Origin of the sequence: Planobacterium oryzisoli (genome assembly GCF_015354315.1) — a bacterium.
Taxonomy (GTDB): Bacteria; Bacteroidota; Bacteroidia; order Flavobacteriales; family Weeksellaceae; genus Planobacterium_A; species Planobacterium_A oryzisoli.
In genome coordinates this window covers 105,927-129,878 of the sequence record NZ_JADKYY010000006.1, presented here as the reverse complement: position 1 = coordinate 129,878, position 23,952 = coordinate 105,927, and the positions used below count along the sequence as shown (strand labels likewise).

Annotated in this window: 24 protein-coding genes and 1 other RNA gene; 19 read left to right on the top strand and 6 right to left on the bottom strand. The window is 43.0% G+C overall.

Going from position 1 to position 23,952, the window contains the following annotated elements:
• Positions 1 to 82 precede the first annotated feature (82 nt).
• Both IC612_RS06315 and IC612_RS06310 read left to right on the top strand, forming a co-directional pair.
• Positions 83 to 2,593 carry a cation-translocating P-type ATPase gene (locus IC612_RS06315; RefSeq protein WP_194739339.1) on the top strand — a complete coding sequence of 837 codons (2,511 nt, stop codon included), beginning with the start codon at positions 83 to 85 and terminating at the stop codon, positions 2,591 to 2,593.
• A gap of 33 nt (positions 2,594 to 2,626) precedes the next feature.
• On the top strand, positions 2,627 to 4,393 hold the full coding sequence (locus IC612_RS06310) for an aminopeptidase P family protein (protein WP_194739338.1): 1,767 nt from the start codon (positions 2,627 to 2,629) through the stop codon (positions 4,391 to 4,393).
• A gap of 159 nt (positions 4,394 to 4,552) precedes the next feature.
• On the opposite strand, the gene rplS is transcribed toward IC612_RS06310, so the two are convergent.
• Entirely contained in the window at positions 4,553 to 4,909 is a 357-nt protein-coding gene (gene rplS / locus IC612_RS06305) for a 50S ribosomal protein L19 (RefSeq protein ID WP_194739337.1), read from the bottom strand.
• Between the two features lie 181 nt (positions 4,910 to 5,090).
• Between rplS and IC612_RS06300 the strand changes: the two genes are divergently transcribed.
• The 3 genes from IC612_RS06300 (at position 5,091) to IC612_RS06290 (ending at position 7,450) form a co-directional block, all read left to right on the top strand.
• Entirely contained in the window at positions 5,091 to 5,990 is a 900-nt protein-coding gene (locus IC612_RS06300) for a pirin family protein (RefSeq protein ID WP_194739336.1), read from the top strand.
• 95 nt (positions 5,991 to 6,085) lie between these two features.
• Positions 6,086 to 6,784, top strand: coding sequence for a CoA transferase subunit A (locus IC612_RS06295; RefSeq protein ID WP_194739335.1), 699 nt, complete (start codon positions 6,086 to 6,088; stop codon positions 6,782 to 6,784).
• A 6-nt stretch (positions 6,785 to 6,790) separates the two neighbouring features.
• Positions 6,791 to 7,450 carry a CoA transferase subunit B gene (locus IC612_RS06290; RefSeq protein ID WP_194739334.1) on the top strand — a complete coding sequence of 220 codons (660 nt, stop codon included), beginning with the start codon at positions 6,791 to 6,793 and terminating at the stop codon, positions 7,448 to 7,450.
• Positions 7,451 to 7,477: 27 nt separating this feature from the next.
• On the opposite strand, the gene IC612_RS06285 is transcribed toward IC612_RS06290, so the two are convergent.
• Both IC612_RS06285 and IC612_RS06280 read right to left on the bottom strand, forming a co-directional pair.
• Positions 7,478 to 8,032 carry a helix-turn-helix domain-containing protein gene (locus IC612_RS06285; RefSeq protein ID WP_194739333.1) on the bottom strand — a complete coding sequence of 185 codons (555 nt, stop codon included), beginning with the start codon at positions 8,030 to 8,032 and terminating at the stop codon, positions 7,478 to 7,480.
• A gap of 148 nt (positions 8,033 to 8,180) precedes the next feature.
• Positions 8,181 to 9,272: a TerC/Alx family metal homeostasis membrane protein gene (locus IC612_RS06280; protein WP_194739332.1), complete on the bottom strand. Its 1,092-nt coding sequence runs from the start codon at positions 9,270 to 9,272 to the stop codon at positions 8,181 to 8,183.
• Positions 9,273 to 9,626: 354 nt separating this feature from the next.
• Between IC612_RS06280 and IC612_RS06275 the strand changes: the two genes are divergently transcribed.
• Entirely contained in the window at positions 9,627 to 10,730 is a 1,104-nt protein-coding gene (locus IC612_RS06275) for a M14 family zinc carboxypeptidase (protein WP_194739331.1), read from the top strand.
• A gap of 54 nt (positions 10,731 to 10,784) precedes the next feature.
• Here the strand turns inward: IC612_RS06275 and IC612_RS06270 are convergent, their stop codons facing one another.
• Positions 10,785 to 11,279 carry a DUF4920 domain-containing protein gene (locus IC612_RS06270; RefSeq protein ID WP_194739330.1) on the bottom strand — a complete coding sequence of 165 codons (495 nt, stop codon included), beginning with the start codon at positions 11,277 to 11,279 and terminating at the stop codon, positions 10,785 to 10,787.
• Between the two features lie 85 nt (positions 11,280 to 11,364).
• Between IC612_RS06270 and IC612_RS06265 the strand changes: the two genes are divergently transcribed.
• The 5 genes from IC612_RS06265 (at position 11,365) to IC612_RS06245 (ending at position 15,631) form a co-directional block, all read left to right on the top strand.
• A complete protein-coding gene (locus IC612_RS06265; protein ID WP_194739329.1) occupies positions 11,365 to 12,789 on the top strand; it encodes an APC family permease in 1,425 nt (474 codons plus the stop codon).
• Positions 12,790 to 12,799: 10 nt separating this feature from the next.
• Positions 12,800 to 13,027 (top strand): putative signal transducing protein, encoded by a 228-nt coding sequence (locus IC612_RS06260; RefSeq protein ID WP_194739328.1) that lies wholly within the window; start codon positions 12,800 to 12,802, stop codon positions 13,025 to 13,027.
• 61 nt (positions 13,028 to 13,088) lie between these two features.
• Positions 13,089 to 13,934, top strand: coding sequence for a 1,4-dihydroxy-2-naphthoyl-CoA synthase (locus IC612_RS06255; protein WP_317173996.1), 846 nt, complete (start codon positions 13,089 to 13,091; stop codon positions 13,932 to 13,934).
• A 42-nt stretch (positions 13,935 to 13,976) separates the two neighbouring features.
• Positions 13,977 to 14,906, top strand: coding sequence for a 1,4-dihydroxy-2-naphthoate octaprenyltransferase (menA, locus tag IC612_RS06250; RefSeq protein WP_194739326.1), 930 nt, complete (start codon positions 13,977 to 13,979; stop codon positions 14,904 to 14,906).
• Between the two features lie 44 nt (positions 14,907 to 14,950).
• Positions 14,951 to 15,631, top strand: a complete 681-nt coding sequence (locus IC612_RS06245) for a metal-dependent hydrolase (protein WP_194739325.1) — start codon at positions 14,951 to 14,953, stop codon at positions 15,629 to 15,631.
• A gap of 8 nt (positions 15,632 to 15,639) precedes the next feature.
• Here the strand turns inward: IC612_RS06245 and ffs are convergent.
• An RNA gene (ffs, locus tag IC612_RS06240) (signal recognition particle sRNA small type) lies at positions 15,640 to 15,737 on the bottom strand.
• Positions 15,738 to 15,810: 73 nt separating this feature from the next.
• Between ffs and IC612_RS06235 the strand changes: the two genes are divergently transcribed.
• From IC612_RS06235 to IC612_RS06200, 8 genes are all read left to right on the top strand, one after another.
• Positions 15,811 to 16,392 (top strand): DUF4199 domain-containing protein, encoded by a 582-nt coding sequence (locus IC612_RS06235; RefSeq protein ID WP_194739324.1) that lies wholly within the window; start codon positions 15,811 to 15,813, stop codon positions 16,390 to 16,392.
• A gap of 47 nt (positions 16,393 to 16,439) precedes the next feature.
• Positions 16,440 to 17,390 (top strand): glycosyltransferase family 2 protein, encoded by a 951-nt coding sequence (locus tag IC612_RS06230; protein ID WP_194739323.1) that lies wholly within the window; start codon positions 16,440 to 16,442, stop codon positions 17,388 to 17,390.
• Positions 17,380 to 18,093 carry a GIN domain-containing protein gene (locus IC612_RS06225; RefSeq protein ID WP_194739322.1) on the top strand — a complete coding sequence of 238 codons (714 nt, stop codon included), beginning with the start codon at positions 17,380 to 17,382 and terminating at the stop codon, positions 18,091 to 18,093. Before IC612_RS06230 ends, IC612_RS06225 begins: the two co-directional genes overlap by 11 nt.
• A gap of 4 nt (positions 18,094 to 18,097) precedes the next feature.
• Positions 18,098 to 19,810 (top strand): phospho-sugar mutase, encoded by a 1,713-nt coding sequence (locus tag IC612_RS06220; RefSeq protein WP_194739321.1) that lies wholly within the window; start codon positions 18,098 to 18,100, stop codon positions 19,808 to 19,810.
• A gap of 87 nt (positions 19,811 to 19,897) precedes the next feature.
• On the top strand, positions 19,898 to 21,154 hold the full coding sequence (locus IC612_RS06215; RefSeq protein ID WP_194739320.1) for a pyridoxal phosphate-dependent aminotransferase: 1,257 nt from the start codon (positions 19,898 to 19,900) through the stop codon (positions 21,152 to 21,154).
• A 14-nt stretch (positions 21,155 to 21,168) separates the two neighbouring features.
• Positions 21,169 to 21,906, top strand: a complete 738-nt coding sequence (gene kdsB, locus IC612_RS06210; protein WP_194739319.1) for a 3-deoxy-manno-octulosonate cytidylyltransferase — start codon at positions 21,169 to 21,171, stop codon at positions 21,904 to 21,906.
• Positions 21,907 to 21,989: 83 nt separating this feature from the next.
• The gene (locus IC612_RS06205) at positions 21,990 to 22,652 is read left to right on the top strand and encodes a LolA-like protein (protein ID WP_194739318.1); all 663 of its coding nucleotides are present in this window, start codon (positions 21,990 to 21,992) and stop codon (positions 22,650 to 22,652) included.
• 19 nt (positions 22,653 to 22,671) lie between these two features.
• Positions 22,672 to 23,250, top strand: coding sequence for a glutathione peroxidase (locus IC612_RS06200; RefSeq protein WP_194739317.1), 579 nt, complete (start codon positions 22,672 to 22,674; stop codon positions 23,248 to 23,250).
• Here IC612_RS06200 and IC612_RS06195 read toward each other — a convergent pair whose 3' ends face one another.
• Positions 23,251 to 23,910 (bottom strand): NAD(P)H-binding protein, encoded by a 660-nt coding sequence (locus tag IC612_RS06195; protein WP_194739316.1) that lies wholly within the window; start codon positions 23,908 to 23,910, stop codon positions 23,251 to 23,253.
• Positions 23,911 to 23,952: the final 42 nt, after the last annotated feature.

Genomic DNA, 23,952 nt, shown 5'->3' with positions numbered 1-23,952 from the left:
ATCTCATTTACTCCCATTGGAACCGCTGTTAGGGATTAAAGGGAAATTATTCTTTACCTTTAAATAGATTAAAATAGGAGCCATGGAAGAAAATTTTCCAAAAGAATTTGAAGGTTTGACTCCAGAGCAGGTGCAGCGTTCCCGCACCTCCAATGGCGAGAATGTCCTCAAATTGGAAAAATCTGGAGGGTTTTTTCATCAACTCTTCGATATTTTACAGGAGCCCATGATTCTGCTTCTGATAGCTGTGGTTGTAATATATATCAGCACGGGTAATTACAACGAAGCCCTTTTTATGGGTTTTGCATTACTCATAGTGCTTTCCATTTCGATCTATCAAGACAATCGCAGTAAGTCTGCACTCAAGGCATTACAGCAGTTAACCGCACCCAGGGTACAGGTGATTAGAGAAGGAAAGCTGCTTGGAATTGCGGCAAAGGAGGTAGTGGTAGGTGACTTTTGCACTGTACGAGAAGGCGAAAGTATTGCGGCCGATGGCACGCTCCGTTTCTCTACCGATTTTACCGTAGATGAGTCTTTGCTGACAGGAGAGTCCTTCTCGGTTAGCAAGGATGCCTTCTCAGAAGATAATAGAGTACTGAGTGGCACTGTAGTGCTCAGTGGTTATGCAGTGTATGAGGTTACTTCCGTGGGAGATGGTACCAAATTAGGACAAATCGGAGCCAGTATCACCTCGATTGAGAAAGAAAAGTCACCTCTACAAATTCAAATCTCAAAATTTGTCCGCTCCATGGCGGTGATAGGTGTTGCGGTGTTTGCTGTGGTCTGGGGAGTGAGTTACTATAATACCAACGATTTAGTGGAGAGTCTGCTGGCTGGTCTTACACTTGCTATGTCAATACTACCTGAAGAGATTCCTGTAGCATTTACGACTTTTATGGCTCTGGGTGCATGGAAGTTGCTAAGGCAGGGTATAGTAATTAAACGTGCCTCGCTTGTGGAAACGCTTGGGAGCACCACTATTTTGTGTACGGATAAAACCGGAACCATCACTCAGAATCGCATGGAGTTAAAGAAAATTTTCCGGGCAAAAAGTAGCCGTCATTTCAAGCGAAGCGACTTTGATGACCCCGAATTAAATGAGATAATTTGGAATTCCCTGCTTGCCAGTGAGCCTGTGGCTTTCGATACCATGGAGATGGATATTCATTCGATTTCAAAGCAACAAGGCCTCTATGAGAAAAGAAGTGCATGGGCCCTTTTTCATGAATATCCCTTGGAAGGAAAACCTCCAATGATGACGCACGTTTGGAAAACTCCATCGGGAGAACTTATAGCTGCAGTCAAAGGAGCACCCGAAGCACTTTTAGAACATAGCTATCTTGCATTAGGCGAGCGCAGTAGGTACCAACAGGTGTATGAGGAGCTGGCGAGTCAAGGTTTGCGTGTTCTGGGAGTGGGCACCACCAGGGTGCTGGAGGGCGCGCTTCCTGTAACACAACAGGATATTACTTTCGAATTCCTTGGTTTCCTTGCATTTGAAGATCCTCCAAAAGCTTTTATTAGCGATGTATTTAAGGAGCTGAAGCAGGCAGGAATTGTAGTTAAAGTAATTACTGGGGATAATGAGCTTACTACCAAAGCAATTGCTCAAAAAGCGGGCATATCTGAGGTAAACTCGTGCATAACTGGAACGGAATTAATGGAACTTAATCCCCAGGAACTTGCCCGTGCGGCGAAGCAGCATACGCTCTTTACACGTATGTTTCCCGAAGCTAAATTACGGATTATTCAAAGCTTGAAAGAACAGGGCGAAATTGTAGCAATGATAGGGGATGGCGTAAACGATGCACCAGCACTTAGAAGTGCGCACATTGGTGTGGCTATGGGTCATAAAGGTACGGAGATTGCCAAGCAGGCAGCCTCCATGGTACTCTCTAACGACAGTCTTGAGGGAATTACAGAAGGGGTGAAAGCGGGAAGACGAATCTATTCCAATCTAAAGAAGGCCATTCAATATATCATTTCAATCCATATCCCCATAGTTGTTGTAGTTTCCATCCCACTAATTTTAGGTTGGATGTATCCCCATATATTTTCCCCCCTTCATGTTATTTTTCTGGAGCTGGTTATGGGGCCTACTTGCTCTATAGTTTTTGAAAACGAACCACTGGAGAAAAGGGCAATGAAGGAGCCGCCCCGACCCATTAGCGAGACTTTTTTCTCTCGAAAGGAACTTTTTAGAAGTGTCGTACAAGGAGCGGTAATCGCGGGTGTCTTACTAGTGCTTTACCAGTATTCTATCAATGCAGAGATGGAGGAGGATAAACTTCGTAGTCTGATCTTTTCCACTTTGGTGCTTAGTAATGTATTCCTAAGCTTTGTTAATCGCAGCTCCTACCATACTATTGTAGAGACTTTTTCCTACAAGAATCCCTTGCTGTATGGTATCTCAATAATGGTCTTAGGTCTTTTATTTAGTCTCTTGTATTTTGAACCTGCCCGCAGTTTCTTTGAACTTGGCAAACTAACTGTACTGGAACTTCTGCAGTGTACCGCACTTGCCTTTATTAGTGTCGCGTGGCTTGATCTACAAAAAATAATTATGCGCAAAGTGCGCAAAAGCGCTTAAAATTGTAACTTTATGGGTTTAAAAGATAGATTTATGACCTCAAAAGAAAAAGTACAACTGCTACGTGAGCAGATGGAAAAAGAGAGTATAGACGCATTTGTAGTCTTTTCGGCCGATCCTCATATGAGTGAATACCTTCCTAATCAGTGGAAAGAAAGGCAATGGCTAACAGGTTTTACCGGATCTGCTGGTTTTGCTGTGGTTACCCAAGAGAACGCAGGTCTGTGGACGGACGGAAGGTATTTTATACAGGCTCCAAAAGAGCTTGCGGGTTCGGATTTTGAGTTGATGAAAATGGGCGTGGAAGGAGTTGAAGATTATATTTCCTACTTAAAGAACAGGCTTAAAGAAGGAGCTGTGGTGGGAGCCAATCCTCTTGCAACGTCACACCATAACTGGGAAGAAATGCGCAGTGGACTTGCGCCAGCGGGTATTACGTTGGTTGCCTCCGATCTGTTGAAAGATGTCTGGACCTCACGGGAGCAAAATGAATCGAAGCCTATCTTCGTCCATCCCGTGGAACGTGCTGGGAAAAGTGTGCAGGAGAAGTTGGAAGACATTAGAAAGGAGATGCGACGTAAAGAAGCAAGCATGCATATTATTGCAAGCCTGGACGATGTAGCCTGGACTTTAAATTTAAGAGGAAGCGATGTTGAGGCCAATCCGGTATTTTTGGGATTTGTCGTACTAGGTCTTTCCAATGCATGGGTGTTTTTAGAAAAAGAACAATTGTCTACCGATGCTATAGTGCAAATGGAGGCCGCCGGTGTGCAGATTGAGTCGTATTCCGCCTTTTACCCTATGCTAGAAAAGTTGGAGGGCGAGAAGGTTTTGGTATCTTCTTCGACGAACCAGGCCGTTTTTGAAGCGCTAAGTGGCAATTCTATTATCGTATCTCCAGTTCCTGGGAACTTAATGAAAGCAATGAAAAACCCTGCAGAGCTGGAAGGTTTCCGCACCGTGATGGTTAAGGATGGTGTGGCAATGGTAAAGTTTCTCTACTGGATCACGACCAATGTAGGAAAGGTTCCCATGACGGAATTTTCTATTGGGCAGCAGCTTGAGAGTTTCCGCGCAGAACAGGAAGGGTTTGTGGGTCCAAGTTTCGGAAGCATAGTAGGCTATGAAGGTAATGATGCCATACCTCATTATTCTGCACCAAAAGAAGGTAGTAAAGAGGTTCGAGCGGAGGGAAGTATCCTTGTGGACTCGGGAGGTCAGTACCTTGAGGGCACCACAGATATTACCCGTACTTTTCCTTTGGGAGAAGTAAGTACACAATATAAACGCGATACGACACTTGTCTTAAAGGGTATGATCAGACTCTCTATGGTTAAATTTCCTAAGGGAACGAAGGGAGTACATTTAGATGCATTTGCACGGGAAGCCCTATGGGCGGAAGGTAAGGACTACAACCATGGAACGGGACATGGGGTGGGGAGCTTTATGAATGTGCATGAAGGGCCGCAAAATATACGAAAGGATATGAATCCCCAAGATCTGTTGGAAGGCATGGTAGTGTCCAACGAACCAGGGCTCTACATAGAAAATCAATACGGTATTCGCCATGAGAATCTTATAGCAGTACGAAAAGCAGAAAGTACAGCGTTCGGAGATTTTATGGAATTCGAGACTTTAACGATCTGTCCGTTTTTTAGCTCTGTGATTGAGAAGGACTTGCTTTCCCCTAAAGAAATTGATTGGCTTAACAACTACCACCAATGGGTTAGAGAAAAGCTTGGGGATCGTTTGCAAGGAGAGGAAAAAGAGTGGTTATTAAAAATGACCGAACCTATTTAAGATCTCTAGCCCCTAAAAGGTGAAAACACATGCAGAGAACATGCTATAGCATATAGTACTAACAAAAGGACGGCTTAAACCGTCCTTCTTCTTGCGCTAAAAACAAAAAAACTGCCTCCAAACGGAGGCAGTTTCACTATAATGCGTAGAAGCAAAGACTTAGTTTTTCTTGTAAGCTGCGTCCTTTATACGAGCTTTCTTACCTCTAAGATCTCTGAAGTAATAGATTCTTGCTCTTCTTACTTTTCCTCTTCTGTCTACTTCAATCTTCTGTAAAGCCGGCATATTGATAGGGAATACTCTTTCAACACCTACATCTCCGCTCATTTTACGGATTGTAAACGTCTTAGTGCCTCCGGTACCTCTAAGTTGAATCACAGTTCCTTTGAAGAACTGGGTTCTAGTCTTGTTACCTTCTTTAATTTCGTAATACACAGTGATGGTGTCACCGGCCTTGAATTCTGGGAATTCTTTCTTTGAAATGTACTTGTCTTGTACGTACTGTAATAGATCCATTGTATTTTTAAAAATAGATTTTTACGCTAAGCAACGTGCACGTCCTTCGTCAGAGGTTGGTTAACGGTTTGCAAAAATACAATAATTATTTTGTTTTACAAATAGAGTACTGGTTTTATAGATCAATTAGTACAGTAAAAGAAAATGTGTACCTTAGAATGGTACTACTATAGAGAATACTATGTCCAATATCAGTCTAATTATCGAGGAGAAAGCGGCCGACATTGGCAATTTTCTGGTTGGAAGATTGCTGCCATTTGTGCAAAAGAAAAATGTGGGTCCGTTTGTTTTTATTGACCACATGGGACCAAAAAATCTCTCGGCGGATGAAAATCTAGATATTGCACCGCATCCACATATTGGTCTTTCCACGCTCACCTTTTTGTTTGAAGGCGCTCTAATGCACCGAGATAGTCTTGGTAATCAGATGGAAATCACTCCTGGAGCGGTGAACTGGATGAGTGCTGGAAAAGGGGTAGTGCACTCCGAGCGGACTCCAGACCGTTTACGGGATAAGGCTAAAGTTCTCCATGGCTTGCAGATCTGGGTGGCCCTGCCTCTGGATAAAGAACAAATGAGTCCCACTTTCCAACATGTGGAGAGTACGGAAATTCCCTTATGGTATATAAATTCAGTGCGCTACAGGCTCATCGCCGGTACGCTTATGGATAAAATCTCCCCAGTGAAAGCGTATTCGAAATTTTACTTTCTCGAAATTTTTACCCCCCAAGATGCTTTTATTGATATTGGAGAAGAGCTTTATGGTGAGGTGGCTATGTATATCCTCGAAGGACAGGTCACGCTTGAAGGGCAGCTTATGGGTGGTAAGCAGCTAATTATAGCTAAGGATGCGAAGCTTTGCAGTTTTCAAATGCAAAGTGGCACGACGTTGTATTTATTTGGTGGAGAACCTTTACAGGAACAACACTATATCGACTGGAACTTTGTAAGTGCGGATAAGGCACGTATTGCTAAAGCAAGAGAAGACTGGTACTATCAGAACCACGAGGTATTTCCCAAAGTAGTAGGTGAGGGGGATGAATATGTGCCCCTGCCAGCTCGTTCCCTGCCTTTGCGTTAAAGTACAGTCTAGGAAAAGCCAGTTTGCACGGAATGGTAATTTGTATGTATTTTAGAAACCTGCTTTTAATGCAGTAAATTCAAACTAAGCTTAAAATGATTGATAAAAGAGTAGCGGATTCCCAGGCCGCAATTGCGGGAATTGAAAGTGGTATGACCTTGATGCTGGGAGGTTTTGGGTTGTGTGGAATTCCTGAAAATTGTATAAAAGCGCTGTCCCAGAGCCAGGTCACTGATTTGACTTGCATTTCCAACAATGCAGGTGTAGATGATTTTGGCTTGGGGTTACTACTTAAGGGTAGGCAAATCAAGAAAATGATATCCTCTTATGTGGGTGAGAATGCAGAATTTGAGAGGCAAATGCTCTCCGGTGAGCTCGAGGTGGAACTTACCCCACAAGGAACTCTTGCAGAAAAATGCAGGGCAGCCCAGGCAGGGATTCCAGCCTTCTATACTCCGGCTGGATACGGAACGGAAGTTGCCCAGGGTAAAGAACAACGTGAGTTCAATGGTAAGATGCATATATTAGAACATGCTTTCCAAGCAGATTTTGCAATTGTAAAAGCCTGGAAAGGTGATTATGCCGGAAATCTTATTTTTAGAGGATCTGCAAGAAATTTCAATCATCCTATGGCAGGTGCTGCAAAGATCACTATCGCAGAGGTAGAACACTTGGTGCCAGTGGGTGAACTGGATCCCAATGCCATCCACATTCCTGGAATTATGGTACAGCGCATTTTCCAAGGAGAGGTGTACGAAAAAAGAATAGAACAACGCACAACGAGAAAAAAATAAATACGGATGTTAAATAAAGAACAAATAGCCCAGCGCATTGCCAAGGAGGTCAAAGACGGGTATTATGTTAATCTAGGTATTGGTATACCTACGCTCGTTGCCAACTACGTTCCGGAAAACCTAAATGTAGAGTTTCAAAGCGAGAATGGGGTGCTTGGTATGGGGCCTTTCCCCTTTGAAGGTGAGGAAGATGCAGATATAATCAATGCAGGTAAACAGACTATAACTACGCTACCGGGTGCTTCGTTTTTTGATTCTGCTTTTAGCTTTGGAATGATCCGTAGTCAAAAAGTGGATTTGACCATACTGGGTGCTATGGAAGTATCGGAGAAGGGAGATATAGCTAACTGGAAAATTCCGGGAAAGATGGTAAAGGGAATGGGGGGAGCGATGGATTTGGTGGCCTCGGCCGAAAATATCATTGTTGCCATGATGCATACCAATAAGGAGGGGGAAAGCAAGGTTCTACGTGAATGTACTCTACCTTTAACAGGTGTACAGTGCGTGAGAAAGATAGTCTCTAATCTGGCAGTGATGGAAGTTACACCGAACGGGCTTAAGCTACTGGAACGCGCCCCAGGGGTCAGTGTGGAAAAAATAGTGGAGCTGACTGAGGCGCCGCTTCTAATCGAAGGAACCATTCCTGAAATGCAGTTTGAATCATAGAGCGTCTAGCTGCTACATTACTATAGACTATCCTCCACTTATGTGGGGGATATTTTGTTGCTCGTAACTTTCAAATGAGCCGTCCTGAAAAAATAGGATGATTCTCTTCAGCGGTTTAGAATTTGGGGAAACTAATGTGTTTGCAGATGCATTGGTCTCTAATCGCTGAGAATGCTCTGTAGCTTCTTGAGCCCTATCCTGTGGCAGCTCAGTGGATTCTGGTGGCGTTTCAAAATTCATTCTGGAGGTAACTGCCTGTAAAGTATCCTCACTTTCCGTCCGGCCAAAGTTCTCATCGTTGATTAAAGCAAATAAGTCGGCAGGGGAGGTTGGTGTAGGAATTTGATTTGTAGGAGTAGAACTTTCCTGCTCGAGCATGGGACCTTCGCCTTCTATAAGCCATTCCCATCGAAGCAAGGGGTAGGTGTCCTTTACTTTGATTAAAAAATCTAAGGAGGGTTTATTGCGTCCCGAAGTAATATGAGAAATGGAGGAACGCTGTACGTCAACTTTATCGGCAAATTCGGAAAGTGAAAGTTGCGTGTATTCTATAAGCTGGGAAATGCGCGTGTTGAGACTCATAAACATGTAAATTGTATTTACAAATGTAACATTCCCCTTCCAATTCACAAAATACAACTGTAAACTAAACTAAACAACTGTTATTTACAAAAGTAAAAGCCAGCGAAATACGCTGGCTTACAATAATTTAAAAGTTAAATTGTTTACTTTAGTGTCTAAACTGATCATCGTGTTTAGGATCATATTTTAACGTCCTATCCTTTTTCTTTTCAGGAAATATCAGAGATGCCAGAATACTTACTCCTAAGATAGATACTATGATAAGAAGGGAATGGGAGGTTTCAAAACCTATTTCTTTAAGCTGTCCGTGTAAAAGCATTTTAACTCCGATGAAGGTCAGGAGCAGCGCGAGTCCAACCTTAAGAAAACGAAATTTATCAATGATTCCCGCCAGCAAAAAGAACATACTTCTAAGTCCAATGATAGCAAATATGTTGGAAAAAAACACCACATAGGGATCGTGCGTGACTGAAAAGATCGCGGGGATACTGTCTACCGCGAATATCAAATCCGTAGCTTCTATGATTAACAAAACCAAAAACAGTGGGGTCATTTTCTTAACACCGTCGATAGTCACCCAGAATTTGTCTCCTACAAAGTGGTTGTGCACTTTAAAATACTTGTTGGCAAAGCGCACTACCGGATGGTTTTGCGTGTCGATTTTCTCTTCCTTGTCTTTATCGAGAAACATCTTAATACCTGTAATCACTAGAAAGGCCCCAAAAACGTACATAATCCACCCAAATTTGGCGATTAGGGCAGCACCTACAAAAATAAAAATGAAGCGCATGACTATTGCGCCCAGAATTCCCCAGAACAGTACACGGTGGTAGTTCTTCTCTGCCACTCCAAAAGCACCGAAAATAAGTATCATTACAAAGATATTATCTACCGAAAGTGCATATTCCACAATATACCCGGTTAAGTATTCCAGTCCTAGATTCTGATTATAGAGCTGAAGGGATAAGTCAAGGTTATCCGGGACAATGCGCACAGGGTGCTTGTGCTTGGTAATAACCTCCTGTAGTTTTTCCATCGAGTCAATGCCGTGGAGTAGGTGGCCGTAGGTTATAAGGACAAAATAGAAGCACATGGATAGTGCCACCACAAAAAAGCTCATTATTCCCGCTTTTTTCATAGTTACAATGCCACCTGACTTTTTACCCATATTCAAGTCAATGGCGAGAATTATAGTGATGAACACTAAAAATCCTCCAAGAAACAGAAGTTCATTACTCATAGTATAAATTATGCGCAAATATAACAAAAATGGGCATTTTTGATATTTTTTACAAATGTATACATGTTTTACAATTGTATGCAAATTAAGAAGCTAATGTTTAATTTAGTAACTGGTAATTCATTTTTTAACTCTTTAATTCAACTTAAAGTAGTATTATTAAAATGCTTTAATTGAAAGTTATAAATAACTCATTTAGTGATATTTATTTTTATCACGTTAAATTATTGGCAATCCACAAAATTTTCCACAGACACTCTGTCATTTACTATTGTTTAAGGCTGTTTTCATTTGTAAATTTCGGTACATGATCAATTAAGCTTATTTTTGGCTTTTGTAACACGTGTTTATCCCATGCGATTTGAAAATATTTACCAACAAGAGCCTAATTTTCCATACCGTTATATAGCGCCCAGTTCCCTTGAAAAATTCCTCTGCGAAAATCTCAGCGATTATGTGAAGCAGATTGGTACTTCTACTCTAGGTGTTCCGATATATATGTTGCGTGTTGGAAGAGGTAACAAAAAGGTCTTAGCGTGGTCCCAGATGCACGGGAATGAGAGTAATGCCACACACGCTTTACTTGATATGCTCTACAGTCTAAAGGACTCGCCTCTTTACGATAATTTGTTTGCTGAAATCACTTTGGATTTTATAGTAATGCTTAATCCCGACGGATCTGCGCTTTGGACCCGCAGAAATGCCGTGGAGATTGATTTGAATAGAGATTTTATAAAACGTTCCAGTAAGGAACTTCCTCTTTTGGTAGAATTAGCCTTAGGTGGGACATATGATTTCGGATTGAACCTGCACGAGCAGCGAACCATATTCTCCACAGACGGGATGCATCCTGCAACGCTATCTTTCTTGGCGCCATCCCAAGATAGCTCACGAAGCATTACTCCCGTACGAAAAAGAGCGATGAAAATTATTTCTGATACGGCGCATCATCTCCGAGAGTTAATTCCTGAGAATATTGCCCGTTATAGCGACGAGTATTATCCCACCTCAACGGGCGATAATTTTATGCGCTTAGGACTGCCTACCATTTTGTTTGAAGGTGGCCACTATGAAAAGGATTACCAACGACAGCAAACTCGAAAATACTACACTATAGCTTTATATTATTGTCTGGTGGCAATTGGGAAGTACCAGGGTGATACATTAGGTTATGAACAATATTTTGCACTACCCGAAAACAGGGAGAGTCATTACGATATCATATACAGGAATGTGAAACTCAATACCGATTTTCCATGCGTTTTGGATATTGCCGTGCAGTATCGAGAGGAAAAGAAACCTGACTCCCTGGACATAGAATTTATTCCTATAGTGGTGGAAGTAGGAGATTGTGGGAAGAAAAAAGGCTGGGAAGAGCTAGACTGCACGGACAAACGGTTTGTGTCCCAAAGTCTGTATCCCAAACTTGACGCCCCGGTTAATTTTCAGATTCTATAAAAAAGAAAAGCTGGGAACAAAGAATCCCAGCTTGTCATTTCTTAGGTGCGGCACTTATTCTACTACTTTGATTCCTGCAGCCATAAAGCGAATTTCGCGCTGAGGAGAGGTTATCGCATCAATCTCTGCTTCCGAGCGTTTGGCATCTTCTGCATAATGGCGCGCTTCTTCTACAGAAAGCATTTTGTTTTCAGCTACTCCTTCCAGTAATACTGTTTTTCCCTCTAATGCAGTGGGTACAAAGAAGGCATAGTCCTTCATTTTTACGCAAAATCTTTCGTTATTTTCCGTTTCAATGCTCACCCAACATCCTTTTTTCGGACACACTTCAGTTACTTTACCTCTAACAGTGACATTCTCCACTTTGTCTTTGGACTTCAAGGTTGTCTGCAGAGCTTCTACCGTAAGAACCTCATTGGATGAAGTCACGCCCGCACCGTAGAGTTCTCCTACTAAAGCTTTTCCTTCAGGGGGAGAAGGTTTAGCGGTCTGCTGTGCGGAGAAAATCGAAAAGGTCAAAAGCAAGACTAGAAATGCTATTTTTTTCATTGTAAATCTATTTCAGATCCAAATTTACATTTTTCTGTGTATTGGCAGTTCTAATTTCTCTTATATTTACTTCTTATTCTACATTATGAAGAAAAAACTGAATTTGTGGGACGCTACCATGCTTGTGATGGGATCGATGATAGGAAGCGGAATCTTTATTGTTAGTTCCGATATGATGCGGAATCTAGGGTCCGGATACTGGGTTATTGCGGTGTGGATTATTACTGGAGTTCTTACCGTAGCAGGTGCCATTTCCTATGGGGAACTATCCTCTATGTTTCCTAAGGCAGGAGGGCAGTATACTTATCTTTCGGAAATTTTTGGACGTAAAACAGGGTTTCTTTATGGATGGGGACTTTTCAGTGTTATTCAAACAGGAACAATTGCTGCTGTCGCCATGGCCTTCGGCAAATTCACAGCGTATCTATTTCCTGTACTTAATGATTCCGAGCCTCTTTTTGTAAGGGGCTCCTTCCGTATTACCTGGGTACAGATTTTGGCTATTGTCGTTGTGCTTTTTCTCACGTACATCAATACACGTGGGGTAAAAAATGGTAAGTTATTACAGAACGTATTTACAGCCTCCAAAGTTGTAGCCCTTTTGGGAATTATTGTGTTTGGTTTCCTTCTAGTGAAAGACAGTCACTGGAGTGACTACGCGCGATTGGGATGGAACGGATTCCAGAATCTGGGGACAGAGCTCGGCAATGACCTTACTTCCGACTCGTGGCTTCCTATCAGTGGTATGGCCCTAATGGGTGGTATTGCTGCAGCGATGGTAGGATCGGTGTTTAGTTCTGTTGCATGGGAGAATGTTACCTTTATGAGCGGAGAAATTAAATCGCCGGAGAAAACGGTAGTTAGAAGCATGGTGATAGGTACCACGGTGGTAATGCTACTGTACCTTCTGGTTAACCTAGTGTATTTAAACGCATTAGGGCGTGATGCCCTTGCCTTCGCAGATAAGAACCGACCTGCAGTAGCTGTATCACAAGTTCTCTTTGGTACGGTGGGAACGTATATCATGGCCGTTCTGGTGATGGTATCCACCTTTGGCTGCATTAACGGGTTAGTACTTTCCGGGGCCAGGGTATACCAAAGTATGGCCCACGACGGTCTTTTCTTTAAGAGCGCGCTAGAGAACAACCGATTTGATGTGCCTGAAAAATCTCTTTGGATGCAAGGGGGGTGGGCAAGTGCTCTGGCCCTTTCGGGGCAGTATGGGGATCTCTTGGATATGATTTCTTTTGTGATTGTACTATTTTACATGCTCACCGTGGCAGGTGTTCTTTATATGCGTATCTCCCAGCCACAAAGAGAGCGCCCTTACCGGGCTTGGATGTACCCATTTACTCCTATCTTATATTTGGTACTTGGTACGTTATTTTGTGTACTGCTAATTGTATATAAGCCGGGCTACACCTGGCCAGGCTTTCTTCTAATTTTGCTGGGGCTTCCCATTTACTATTTTATAAACAGAAAGAAGTCTCCCGCCAAAGAACGTAAATGATTCTATCCGTATGAAAACCGTATACCGCACTTTTATGCTGCACCAAGTACAGATCGCACAAGGCCTATTGGAAGCCCATGGAATTATTTCCTACGTACATAATGAATATGTCAATAATGTGGCAGTGATGCCTGTGGCGGAAAACTACCTTCTGAAAGTAGGAGAGAGGGATTTTGCACGTGCTTTGGAAATTTTGCAGCAATCGGCTCTACTGGAGGAAGACCAACAAGATCTGTAGCAATTTGTCTCTTATTCCGTGCTTTTTTTGTGGGTTTATTTTACTTATTTTTACCGAAAATATTACCACAATGAACGAATGGAAAACCGTTAAAGAATACCAAGATATTACCTATAAAAAGTCTGGAGGTGTAGCACGAATTGCGTTTAACCGTCCGGAGGTACGTAATGCATTTCGTCCACAAACTACCTCAGAGCTTTATGATGCTTTTTATGACGCTTCGGAAGATCCCTCCATTGGAGTGGTTCTATTAACTGGAGAGGGTCCTAGTCCCAAGGACGGGGTCCATGCATTCTGCAGTGGTGGTGATCAAAAAGCGCGGGGCGAGAAAGGCTATGTAGGGACCGACGGCAGGCATAGGCTTAACATACTGGAGGTACAACGCCTAATTCGATTTATGCCTAAGGCAGTCATTGCAGTGGTAAACGGTTGGGCAGTTGGTGGAGGGCACTCCCTCCATGTGGTGTGCGATCTGACCCTTGCCAGTAAAGAACACGCAATCTTCAAGCAAACGGATGCCGACGTTACCAGCTTTGACGGGGGATACGGATCCGCCTATCTGGCAAAAATGGTAGGACAGAAAAAAGCGCGCGAAATATTCTTTTTAGGACGAAATTACAGTGCCCAGGAAGCCTTTGAGATGGGAATGGTCAATGAAGTGGTGGATCATCAGGACCTGGAGCAGACGGCCTACCAATGGGCGCAGGAAATCCTGGCCAAATCACCTACTTCAATACGGATGCTAAAATTTGCGATGAACCTTACCGACGACGGTATGGTTGGACAGCAAGTATTTGCAGGGGAGGCTACCCGTCTTGCCTATATGACGGAAGAAGCTAAAGAGGGTAGAAATGCTTTTCTTGAAAAACGCAAACCTGATTTTGGTGAGAACCAGTGGATATCGTAAGAAAAACTTACGAAACTACATACATCATTTTAAATAACAACTATGTCTGAATGGATTAAGGCGGCACGCCTTAGGACGCTTCCTTTGTCCTTAAGTGGAATTATTGTAGGCTCCTTTATAGCACGTTGGCGGATGAGTGAGGCAGAGGGCAAATGGAATATAGAGGTCTTTGTTCTGGCCCTTTTGGTTACTCTTCTTTACCAGGTGCTTTCTAACTATGCTAACGATTATGGAGATGCCTTGAAAGGTACCGACTCGCTACGTAGCTCCTCTGCAGAGGCTCGTAGCGTAGCCTCGGGGAAGATTTCTTCGAAAAGCATGCGAATGGCTATCGTTCTGGTGGCAGTGCTTTCTCTTATAGCGACGCTGGCCTTACTCTATGTTGCATTCTTACAGGACGGATTTCACAAAGGATTTACGGTGCTGCTGGTACTGGGTATACTGAGTATATTGGCGGCTGTAGGGTATACACTCGGTAGAAAACCTTATGGATATATGGGGCTTGGGGACATTATGGTATTTCTGTTCTTTGGGATTCTTTCTGTGTGTGGCAGTTATTACCTCTTTACCAGAGAATTTCATTGGGATATGCTTTTGCCTGCCTCGGCGATAGGGCTCTTCAGCGCGGCAGTATTGAATCTAAATAACATGCGGGATATGGAATCGGATCGTATTACGGGTAAGAAGACTCTAGCCCTGCGTTTGGGGTATAGAAATGCAATGATTTACCAGATGGTACTACTGCAGTTGCCTCACATTCTACTATTGGTCTTCCTGATGCTTAATGGTCTGCATGAAAAAGGGCAGTACTACGCCTTTATTGTAATGGTAATGCTTTTCCCAACCGCGGCCCTGCGCAGAAGAATTCTCCAGAGTAAATCCCGTGAGGAGCTCGATGGATTCTTAAAGCAGATTGGAATTATCACCTTTGCCACAAGCATTCTGCTTGCAGCAGGACTTAATATGTACTGAAGCACATAGTATACAACGTAACAACCAGAACACAATCTACGACTATGAAATTACGATTTTTAGGACAGAACTGTTTCCTTATAACCACTGGAACTACCAACATTCTTACAGATCCCTTTTACTCCTACCAAAAAGATAAATCCGGATTTCTATTGGAAAGCACCAAGGTGGACTATATACTACTTACGCACGTGCACCAAGATCATATGGCTGATGTCAAGCAAGTCTTGGAGCACTATCCTCAAGCAACGCTGATTGCTCAGCCCGAAGTATGTGGCTATTTTTCACACTCCTCGATGGTCGATCTAAACTTCGGTGGTACACTGGACATAGGAAAGGTTTCGATTGATATGGTGCCTGCGCTGCACACCAGCTCGTTTCCGGATGGAAGTTATGGTGGTTTGAGTTGTGGATATTTGCTGCAGTCCGAGGGAGGGAACCTGTATTTGGCTGGAGACACCGGTCTAACAATGGAAATGAAGCTTCTAAAGGAGTTTTATGGACCGATAAGTATTTCCATTCTGCCAGTGGGTGGGCATTATACCATGGACTATAAGAAGGCAGCATATGCGGCAAAAAATCTATTGGATTGTGCTCATGTCGTAGGCTGCCACTTTGATACGTTTCCACCTATTTCTATTGATCATCAAAAGGCCAAAGCCTATTTTGAAGCGATGGACATTGAATTAAAACTACCGGAACTGGGTGAAGAATGGGAAGTATAGAAACAAAAAAATGGCAAGCGATCTACATCACACCGCTACAACCGATTACCTTTGCTGCGTTCCCGCCCTGGAGGATTCTCAGGAGCTGGTTGTGTAGGACTTGCCACTGCAAAGATAAGGCAAAAATTTAAATTTCAAAATAAGAATAACTTTTTCTCACTAACCCGAAAATTACCTCCATGTTTAAAAATGTATATGCCGTTGGTCTGCTTATTTTTACCGCAATTATCCTGGCATTTTTTATAACCAATATTTTCTTCAGAGATGTAGATTACTACCGCAACTCCGTAACATTAAGTGCCTTTTTACTTCCATTATTATTTGCTCTTGGAGCGCTTCTCTCTGTAACTACTTACGTAAAACATAAAAAAAGAGTCAGTTTTAAGGAAGCCTACGGACGAGCTTTCATACCAATGTTTATAGGAGGTGCACTTTCTCTGGGATCTATTTTTCTTTACATAAATTATGTGGATCCCGATACCAAGGACCTTCTGAACTATCAATATATAGAGAGTTTTAAGACGGCACTCGATGACGAGTATGAGAGGGGGAGTAAAGTGTTTAAGCCGGAAAGTGCAGAAATGAAAGATATTGAAACAAAATACCAGCAAGGTATCGAACGGATTGAGGCCAAACGCCAGCGTAAGGAAGATATGTTCTCGGTGAAATATTTCCTGTATATCTTTGCCGGCTACAGTGCCTATTTTTTACTTTTGTCCTTATTTTTTGGATCTTTTTTCAGAACCAGAAGTAATACGTAATTTTACTAATTATTAAAGAAGACAAAACTAAAGAAAAACTATAGCCCTTGGATTTATCAATTGTAATACCGCTTTTAAATGAAGAGGCCTCCTTGGAGGAACTTTTCTCCCGCATCCACCGCGTATGCAATGAGAATGACCTTCGTTATGAAGTGTGGTTTGTAGACGATGGGAGTACCGATCTCTCCTGGAGTATCATAGAAAATTTAAAGGTACAATTCCCTCAGGTCCACGGCATCAAATTCGCCCGGAACTACGGCAAGTCCCAAGCACTTCATGCTGCATTTGAACGGGTCCGTGGTGATGTAGTAATTACCATGGATGCAGACCTGCAGGATTTTCCTGAAGAAATCCCTGAGCTGAGAAAATTGCTTTTGGAAGAGCAGCTCGATATAGTTTCAGGATGGAAAAAGAAGCGCTACGATAACGTGATGACGAAAAATATTCCTTCCAAGTTATTCAATGCAGCAGCGCGCAGGGTTTCGGGTGTGAGCCTTCATGATTTTAACTGTGGTCTGAAAGCCTATAGAAAACAAGTAGTCAAAAATATCGATGTCCACGGGGATATGCATCGCTATATCCCGGTACTGGCTGCCAATGCAGGATTCAAGAAAATAACGGAAAAACCCGTACAGCATCAAGCGCGGCCCTATGGTGTCTCTAAGTTTGGCAGCGAACGATTTATTAGGGGTTTTTTGGATCTGGTGACCCTTTGGTTTGTCAGTCGGTTTGGCGCACGTCCCATGCACTTCTTTGGGGCGGTAGGAACCCTTATGTTCATCTTAGGTTTTCTATCGGCCGCCTGGTTGGGCATTTCTAAACTAATCAGCGTGGCGCGTGGGATCTATGGAAACTTACTGACCGATAATCCGCTGTTTTTTCTAGCTCTTACTTTAATGTTGATGGGTACGCTTTTATTTATTGGTGGATTTCTGGGAGAGCTAATCATCCGTACCCACCGTTCGCAAAAAAACTACCATATAGAAGATGAAATTTAAGTATTTTTTTTTGCTGCTATGCTCCGCAATGGTTTTCCTGCTTGGATGTGGTGACATCACTCCGAAGGGTGAGCTGGCCTTAAGAAGTGAAAAGGTGGATTCCTTTTCCCAGATGCATTTGGAAGGAAATTATAGAGTCTTTTATGTCCTGGGCAAGGAGAATGCAGTGGAGGTGGAGACCTATCAGAATATAGCGGATAACTTAAGCTTGAATGTACGAAACCACACTTTAGAAATTAAAGAGAAAAGGAAAGTGGCAGGTAACGATTTTTATAATGTTACCATTTATTCTTCCCGACCCATTGAAAAAATCCATTTAAAGGACCAAGTAGAACTTACCCTCTCCAGCGCCATTCAAAGCCCCTCCCTTCGGTTGGAGTTGGAAGGTAACTCCAAGTTCATAGGGGCAGTGTCCTCAGAGCAATTGGAACTACAGATGAAGGAACTGTCCCGCGCCAACCTGACGGGTAAAAGCAGATATGCGGAACTTAAAATTCGAGATACAGCGCATATAATTGCCCCATACCACCGTATAGAGGTACTAGATTTAGATGCTCAGAATGGAAGTTATACAGAGGTTTATGCAGTAGATACCTTAAAAGGCAGACTGCAGAATACCGCCAAATTATTATACTACAACTCTCCCGTGTCGCGCTTGAAGAGTGAGCCGTCAGTGCGGATTGAAAACAAAAAATTAGATTGACACTATGACAACATTAGAAAAAGCAAAACTTTGGCTTGCTGAGTCGTTCGATCAGGAAACACGTTCGGCCGTTGAAATGCTCATCAATTCAGCGTCTCCCGATTTGGAAGACAGTTTTTACCGCGAATTGGAATTCGGAACCGGCGGTATGCGTGGTATTATGGGTGTTGGTACGAACCGACTAAATAAGTATACTTTGGGACAGGCAACCCAAGGACTTGCCAATTACCTTCACGGCCAATTTCCTTCGGATAAAATAAAAGTGGCAATTGCCTACGACGTGCGAAACAACTCCAAGGAATTTGGAAAACTGGTAGCCGATGTACTTACCGCCAACGGTATCCACGTGCTTCTATTTAAGGAGCATCGCCCTACGCCAGAACTTTCCTTCACCGTAAGGGACAAGAGTTGCCATGCAGGTATTGTGCTTACGGCTTCGCACAATCCACCGGAATACAATGGGTATAAAGTATATTGGAACGACGGGGCTCAGATTGTACCTCCTCACGATGAAGCTATCATAAGAGAGGTGTACTCCGTGGAGTTCTCAGAAATCAAGTTTGAGGGGAATGATGCCCTTATCGAGTGGTTGGATGAGTCGCAGGATCAAGCATATATCGAGGCCTGTATTTCAAACAGCACGTACCAGAATGTGGGTTATGAGGATTTGAATATTGTATTTACCTCCATCCACGGAACTACCTATACAACTGTTCCCCAGGCTTTGAAGCAGGCTGGTTTTAAAAAAATTGATCTGGTACGTGAGCAAATGATTCCAAGCGGAAATTTCCCAACAGTGGAGAGTCCCAACCCAGAGGAACCTGCCGCCTTGGAGATGGCTATGGACCTAGCGCGGATTACCAACGCCGATATTGTGATTGGAACCGATCCTGACGGAGACCGTCTAGGAATTGCTGTACGTAATCTCGAGGGAGAGATGCAACTCTTAAATGGAAACCAGTGCAATACTATCTTGACCCATTATATTTTGGAGCAGTGGAAAAAAAGCGGGCGCATCACGGGTACAGAATTCATTGGATCCACTATTGTAACTTCGGATATTTTCTTTGACATAGCACAAAAGTTTGGAGTGGATTGCAAGGTGGGCCTTACCGGATTTAAATGGATTGGAAAGATGATCCGCGACTATGAAGGGATTGAGAAATTTGTTTGTGGAGGTGAGGAGAGTTTTGGTTTTATGACAGGTGATTTTGTCCGAGATAAGGATTCGTGCGGCTCCATACTGCTGGCATGCGAAATTGCTGCATGGTGCAAGGCTCAAGGCAAAACCATGTACGAGTATTTGATTGAAATTTATACTTCCACGGGCCTGTATTACGAAGGCCTGATCAACGTAGTTAGAAAGGGAAGGGAAGGAGCAGAGCAAATCCAGCAGATGATGCATGATTTTCGGGCAAACCCTCCAAGAGAACTTGCCGGCTCGCCCATTGAAGAAATCAAAGATTTTAAAGAGCAGACCTGTCAGGTGCTCTCTACCGACAGCGTTTCGGTAATGGACGATATTCCTAAGTCGAATGTTCTGATTTATTATACAGTAGACGGTACCAAAGTATGTATTCGGCCTTCGGGTACCGAACCCAAGATCAAATTTTATGTTTCGGTAAAGGAGACACTAGCAAATAAGGAGGAATTTAAAGCAAAGCTTCAGTTGCTTGAAGCAAAAATAGACCAGGTCAAAGCCGATCTGAATCTCTAGTTCCTTTGGGACTAAAAAGGGGCAGAACCAAAAACACATTACCCTTAAGAAGCCACCTATTATTAAAATGAATAAAAATATACGACCGTGAAGATATCTTCTTTAGCAGAGAACCTGATAGGCTCTGAAATCATTAAAATCGGAAATGAAGTTAACGAACTCAAAACCCAGGGACAGGAAATTTCCAACTTAACGATTGGGGATCTGAATTCCGCTATCTATCCCATTCCTCAAGAACTAAAAGAGGGCATATCTAGAGCTTATGCAGAGAATCTTACAAATTATCCCCCTGCTAATGGTCTACTGTCTCTAAGAAACAGTATTTCAAACGATATCGAAAAACGCTGGAATCTCAAGTATGGGAGCGGCGATATTCTGGTGGCAGGTGGTTCCAGACCACTTATTTACGCCGCTTATAAAACCCTAGTAGACCCAGCAGAAAAGGTGGTATATCCTGTGCCGTCTTGGAATAACAACCATTATGTCTATTTGAGTGGTGCCACTCCAGTAGAAGTTAAGACCGACGAAAGCACCAACTTCCTACCTACTGCCTCGCAGTTGCGCTCTGTGTGTGAGGATGCCGTATTACTTACATTATGCTCTCCGCAGAACCCCACCGGTACCATGTATACCGAACAGCAGCTTAGTGAAATATGCCAGATGGTGCTGGATATAAACTCGCGACGTGAACCTGGAAAGAAACCACTTTATCTTCTCTACGATCAAATATATGCGCTTTTGACCTTTGGCAAGAGCCATGTCCACCCTGTAGGTCTTTTTGAAGAGATGAGGCCTTATACGGTATATATTGACGGATCCTCTAAATGTTTTGCAGCCACCGGAGTACGTGTAGGCTGGGCCTTTGGTCCTAAGGAAATAATGGACCCTATGAAGTCGTTCCTGGGCCATGTAGGCGCATGGGCCCCTAAGCCAGAGCAGCATGCCATGGGCGAGTACCTTGCACATGCCCAGGAGGTAGAGCACTTCGTCTCAACTTATAAAAAACAGCTTCAAAGTAGCTTATCCGCACTTCATCAAGGAATGCAGGAGCTAAAATCAGAGGGTTATCATACCGATAGTATTGAACCGATGGGTGCACTCTATCTTACTGTTAAACTGGATTATCTTGGGTATACCGCTCCCCAAGGCAGCACCATTAATACCAGTTCTGATTTGGTATTTTACCTGATTAAAGAAGCGGGAGTAGCATTGGTTCCGTTTTCCGCTTTTGGTGCCGCAGGGGATTTTCCATGGTTTAGAGCTTCCGTGGGGGCAGTTTCCAAGGAAGAAATTGAAGAACTAATCCCGAGACTACAAAAAGCTCTATCGGCACTTGCCAAATAAAAAATTCCAACCGCATGAAGATAATTGCAGTGATCCCTGCCCGTTTTGAAGCCAGCCGTTTTCCTGGAAAACTCATGGAGAAGTTGGGAGACAAGTCGGTTATTGCCACTACGTATGAGAATGTAGTAGCCACAGGACTTTTTTCGCAAGTCTTTGTAGCTACGGACAGTCCTGTAATAAAGCAGGAGATTGATTCCCTAGGTGGTCACGCCGTATTAACGGGCCCAGCAGATACTGGAAGCGACCGCATTGCAGAGGCCACCCGTGATATTGAATGCGATATCGTACTCAATGTCCAAGGAGATGAACCTTTTATTGAGCGTAAACCCCTTGAAGATCTCATTGAGGTTTTCCGTCAGGACCAGAGAAGGGAGGTTTCCTTGGCTTCATTAAAAATGCGTCTGCAGGACGAGCATGAAATTCGTAGTCCCCACAATGTTAAAGTGGTGACAGACCTTAAGGGCAATGCACTCTACTTCAGCCGCAGCGTTGTGCCTTATGCACGTGAAAGCAGTGTAGAGGTACGATACTATAAACATATTGGGGTATATGCCTTTCGTAAACAAGCACTCCAGGAGTTTGCCCGGCTTTCGGCGAGCCCCTTGGAGATCGCAGAGAAAATTGAATGCCTTCGTTACCTAGAAAACGGTATGAAAATTCGGATGGTAGAAACCCAGTTTGTAGGAGTAGGAATAGATGTTCCGGAAGATCTGGAGAAAGCCAAGGCAATAATGAAAAACGGCCTAAAGTAAATTGCTGCCTGGCTACATACGAAGGTATGGGGGAAAATGTTTATTATAAAAATTCTATATTTGGACGATTTTACTCTCATTAAATGAAAAGACTTTTTTTTATCGTTACCTTCTTGTTTTCTTTCCTTCTCAGTGCACAGACAGGTAAGGAAATCATTGAAAAAAATATTGAACTTTCTGGAGGACTTACCCAGTGGAAGTTGCTTAACTCTGTGCTACTTCAGGGGCGGGTGACCTTGGGTATAAAAGATGAGTATCCTATTAAAATATACCAGCAACGCCCCAACCTAACTAAAACCCTGATCACGATTGGAAAGAAAGAAACGGTCATTGAGGGGTTTGATGGAAAAAGAGGCTATGCTATGAATTACGCAGCAAATAAGCTGCAGCAGTACGACGATTATACGCCTGAGAGCTTTGACAATGATTTTATCGATTTTGAAAAAAAAGGATTCCAGGCCAATTATTTGGGTAAGGAATCCGTAGGTGGCATCCCTTGTCTTAAGGTAGAACTACTTAAGAACGTGAACCGTACCGTTTATTATTTCGATGCTAAAAGCTACATGCTTCTTCGTGAGGAAAAAGCAAACGAGACTCTTAACTACAGCGGCTACAAAAAAGTAGGTCCGCTTTTGTTTCCGCACCGAATTGAAAGCAGCTCTAAGGATAAAGAAAGCGATTATGTGATGCTTTTCAATAAGATAGAGATTAACAGGGTATTCCCTGAATCCACATTTAAATTTTAACATCTCATTGTCAGTCCCCATGAAAAGATTATTTATACTAATGCTATCGGTTTGTGCGCTGCTACAGAGCTGCACCAACCAGAAAAAAGACCAAACCCCGGATGCTATGACACATAATATGCAGGAAAAGTCCCTCTATGATTTTAAAGTGGAAGGTCTGGAAGGCGATACAATTGATTTTGCCCAGTTCAAAGGAAAAAAAGTCCTAATTGTAAATACGGCGTCCAAGTGTGGCTTTACATCACAATACGAGGATTTGGAGGCTATTTCCAAAGAATACAAAGACAAAGTTGTAGTGGTAGGTTTTCCGGCCAATAATTTCGGAAGTCAGGAGCCTGGAAGCAACGAAGAAATTGCTAGTTTTTGTCAGCGTAATTACGGAGTAAGCTTTCCGATGGCCGCTAAGGTTTCCGTAGTGGGAGAGGATACGGCTCCTATTTTCAAGTTTTTGACTGAAAAGCAGTACAATGGAGTCAAGGACACCAAGATACTGTGGAACTTCACTAAGTTTCTACTGGACGAGGAAGGAAAACTTATCGACTCTTTCATTAGTACTACCAAGCCCACCGATAAAGCGATTACCAAGTACTTTAATTAATTAGCTCTCGGTTTTCTTTGAGGCAAAACTCCATATTGAGGTAAGGGGGATTGTACTGTATCCGCTACTCTTTATTTTAGAGGCATTGCTCATCGCTTTGGCCAGCACCTTTGTTGGTAATGGACGCTGACTCTGTAAAATGCCCAGGCTGTTGGCAAAACGAATAACTCTTGCTCCCAGCACTTCTCCGGTCCTAGTAGAGTTTTTACGCTCGAGCATACCGGGTTGGAAAATGATCGTAGTTTCAAAATGGAGTGCGCGTACCGCCTCTTCAAGTTCTCCTTTCATACGCGAATAGAATAATTTGGATTTGGAATTGGCGCCGTAGGAAGACACAAGAACAAACTTTGTAACGGAGTTTTCTTTAGCAGCTTGCGCAAAACGCAATTGGTAAGTATAATCCACGCGGTATTGTGCCTCTTTGCTTTGCGCGTCTTTCAATGTCGTTCCTAGAGCGGAAAACGCGACATCACCCTTTATCTTTTCTTTCCATTCTTCCGGTCGTTCAAAGTTCACCACATTCACCACAAGTTTAGGGTGGTTAATTTCCGGTACTTTACGTACAAAAATCTCAACGCAAGTAAAGTCTTTATCTACAAGCAATTCCTGTAGAAGATCCGATCCGGTCGCACCGGTCGCACCGATAAGTAGAGCTTTCATTCTTTTAATTATTTTATGTAAAGTAACTTTAGCTAAATTTAC

What these genes read in the sequence shown, in the direction of transcription:
- IC612_RS06220 (WP_194739321.1), top strand. Translation starts at nt 18,098, where the DNA reads ATGACAACATTAGAAAAAGCAAAACTTTGGCTTGCTGAGTCGTTCGAT.
- IC612_RS06285 (WP_194739333.1), bottom strand. Translation starts at nt 8,032, where the DNA reads ATGAGTCTCAACACGCGCATTTCCCAGCTTATAGAATACACGCAACTT.
- IC612_RS06295 (WP_194739335.1), top strand. Translation starts at nt 6,086, where the DNA reads ATGATTGATAAAAGAGTAGCGGATTCCCAGGCCGCAATTGCGGGAATT.
- IC612_RS06290 (WP_194739334.1), top strand. Translation starts at nt 6,791, where the DNA reads ATGTTAAATAAAGAACAAATAGCCCAGCGCATTGCCAAGGAGGTCAAA.
- IC612_RS06300 (WP_194739336.1), top strand. Translation starts at nt 5,091, where the DNA reads ATGTCCAATATCAGTCTAATTATCGAGGAGAAAGCGGCCGACATTGGC.
- IC612_RS06205 (WP_194739318.1), top strand. Translation starts at nt 21,990, where the DNA reads ATGAAAAGACTTTTTTTTATCGTTACCTTCTTGTTTTCTTTCCTTCTC.
- IC612_RS06260 (WP_194739328.1), top strand. Translation starts at nt 12,800, where the DNA reads ATGAAAACCGTATACCGCACTTTTATGCTGCACCAAGTACAGATCGCA.
- IC612_RS06310 (WP_194739338.1), top strand. Translation starts at nt 2,627, where the DNA reads ATGACCTCAAAAGAAAAAGTACAACTGCTACGTGAGCAGATGGAAAAA.
- IC612_RS06315 (WP_194739339.1), top strand. Translation starts at nt 83, where the DNA reads ATGGAAGAAAATTTTCCAAAAGAATTTGAAGGTTTGACTCCAGAGCAG.
- IC612_RS06235 (WP_194739324.1), top strand. Translation starts at nt 15,811, where the DNA reads ATGTTTAAAAATGTATATGCCGTTGGTCTGCTTATTTTTACCGCAATT.
- IC612_RS06265 (WP_194739329.1), top strand. Translation starts at nt 11,365, where the DNA reads ATGAAGAAAAAACTGAATTTGTGGGACGCTACCATGCTTGTGATGGGA.
- menA (WP_194739326.1), top strand. Translation starts at nt 13,977, where the DNA reads ATGTCTGAATGGATTAAGGCGGCACGCCTTAGGACGCTTCCTTTGTCC.
- IC612_RS06225 (WP_194739322.1), top strand. Translation starts at nt 17,380, where the DNA reads ATGAAATTTAAGTATTTTTTTTTGCTGCTATGCTCCGCAATGGTTTTC.
- IC612_RS06275 (WP_194739331.1), top strand. Translation starts at nt 9,627, where the DNA reads ATGCGATTTGAAAATATTTACCAACAAGAGCCTAATTTTCCATACCGT.
- IC612_RS06270 (WP_194739330.1), bottom strand. Translation starts at nt 11,279, where the DNA reads ATGAAAAAAATAGCATTTCTAGTCTTGCTTTTGACCTTTTCGATTTTC.
- kdsB (WP_194739319.1), top strand. Translation starts at nt 21,169, where the DNA reads ATGAAGATAATTGCAGTGATCCCTGCCCGTTTTGAAGCCAGCCGTTTT.
- IC612_RS06280 (WP_194739332.1), bottom strand. Translation starts at nt 9,272, where the DNA reads ATGAGTAATGAACTTCTGTTTCTTGGAGGATTTTTAGTGTTCATCACT.
- IC612_RS06200 (WP_194739317.1), top strand. Translation starts at nt 22,672, where the DNA reads ATGAAAAGATTATTTATACTAATGCTATCGGTTTGTGCGCTGCTACAG.
- IC612_RS06195 (WP_194739316.1), bottom strand. Translation starts at nt 23,910, where the DNA reads ATGAAAGCTCTACTTATCGGTGCGACCGGTGCGACCGGATCGGATCTT.
- rplS (WP_194739337.1), bottom strand. Translation starts at nt 4,909, where the DNA reads ATGGATCTATTACAGTACGTACAAGACAAGTACATTTCAAAGAAAGAA.
- IC612_RS06245 (WP_194739325.1), top strand. Translation starts at nt 14,951, where the DNA reads ATGAAATTACGATTTTTAGGACAGAACTGTTTCCTTATAACCACTGGA.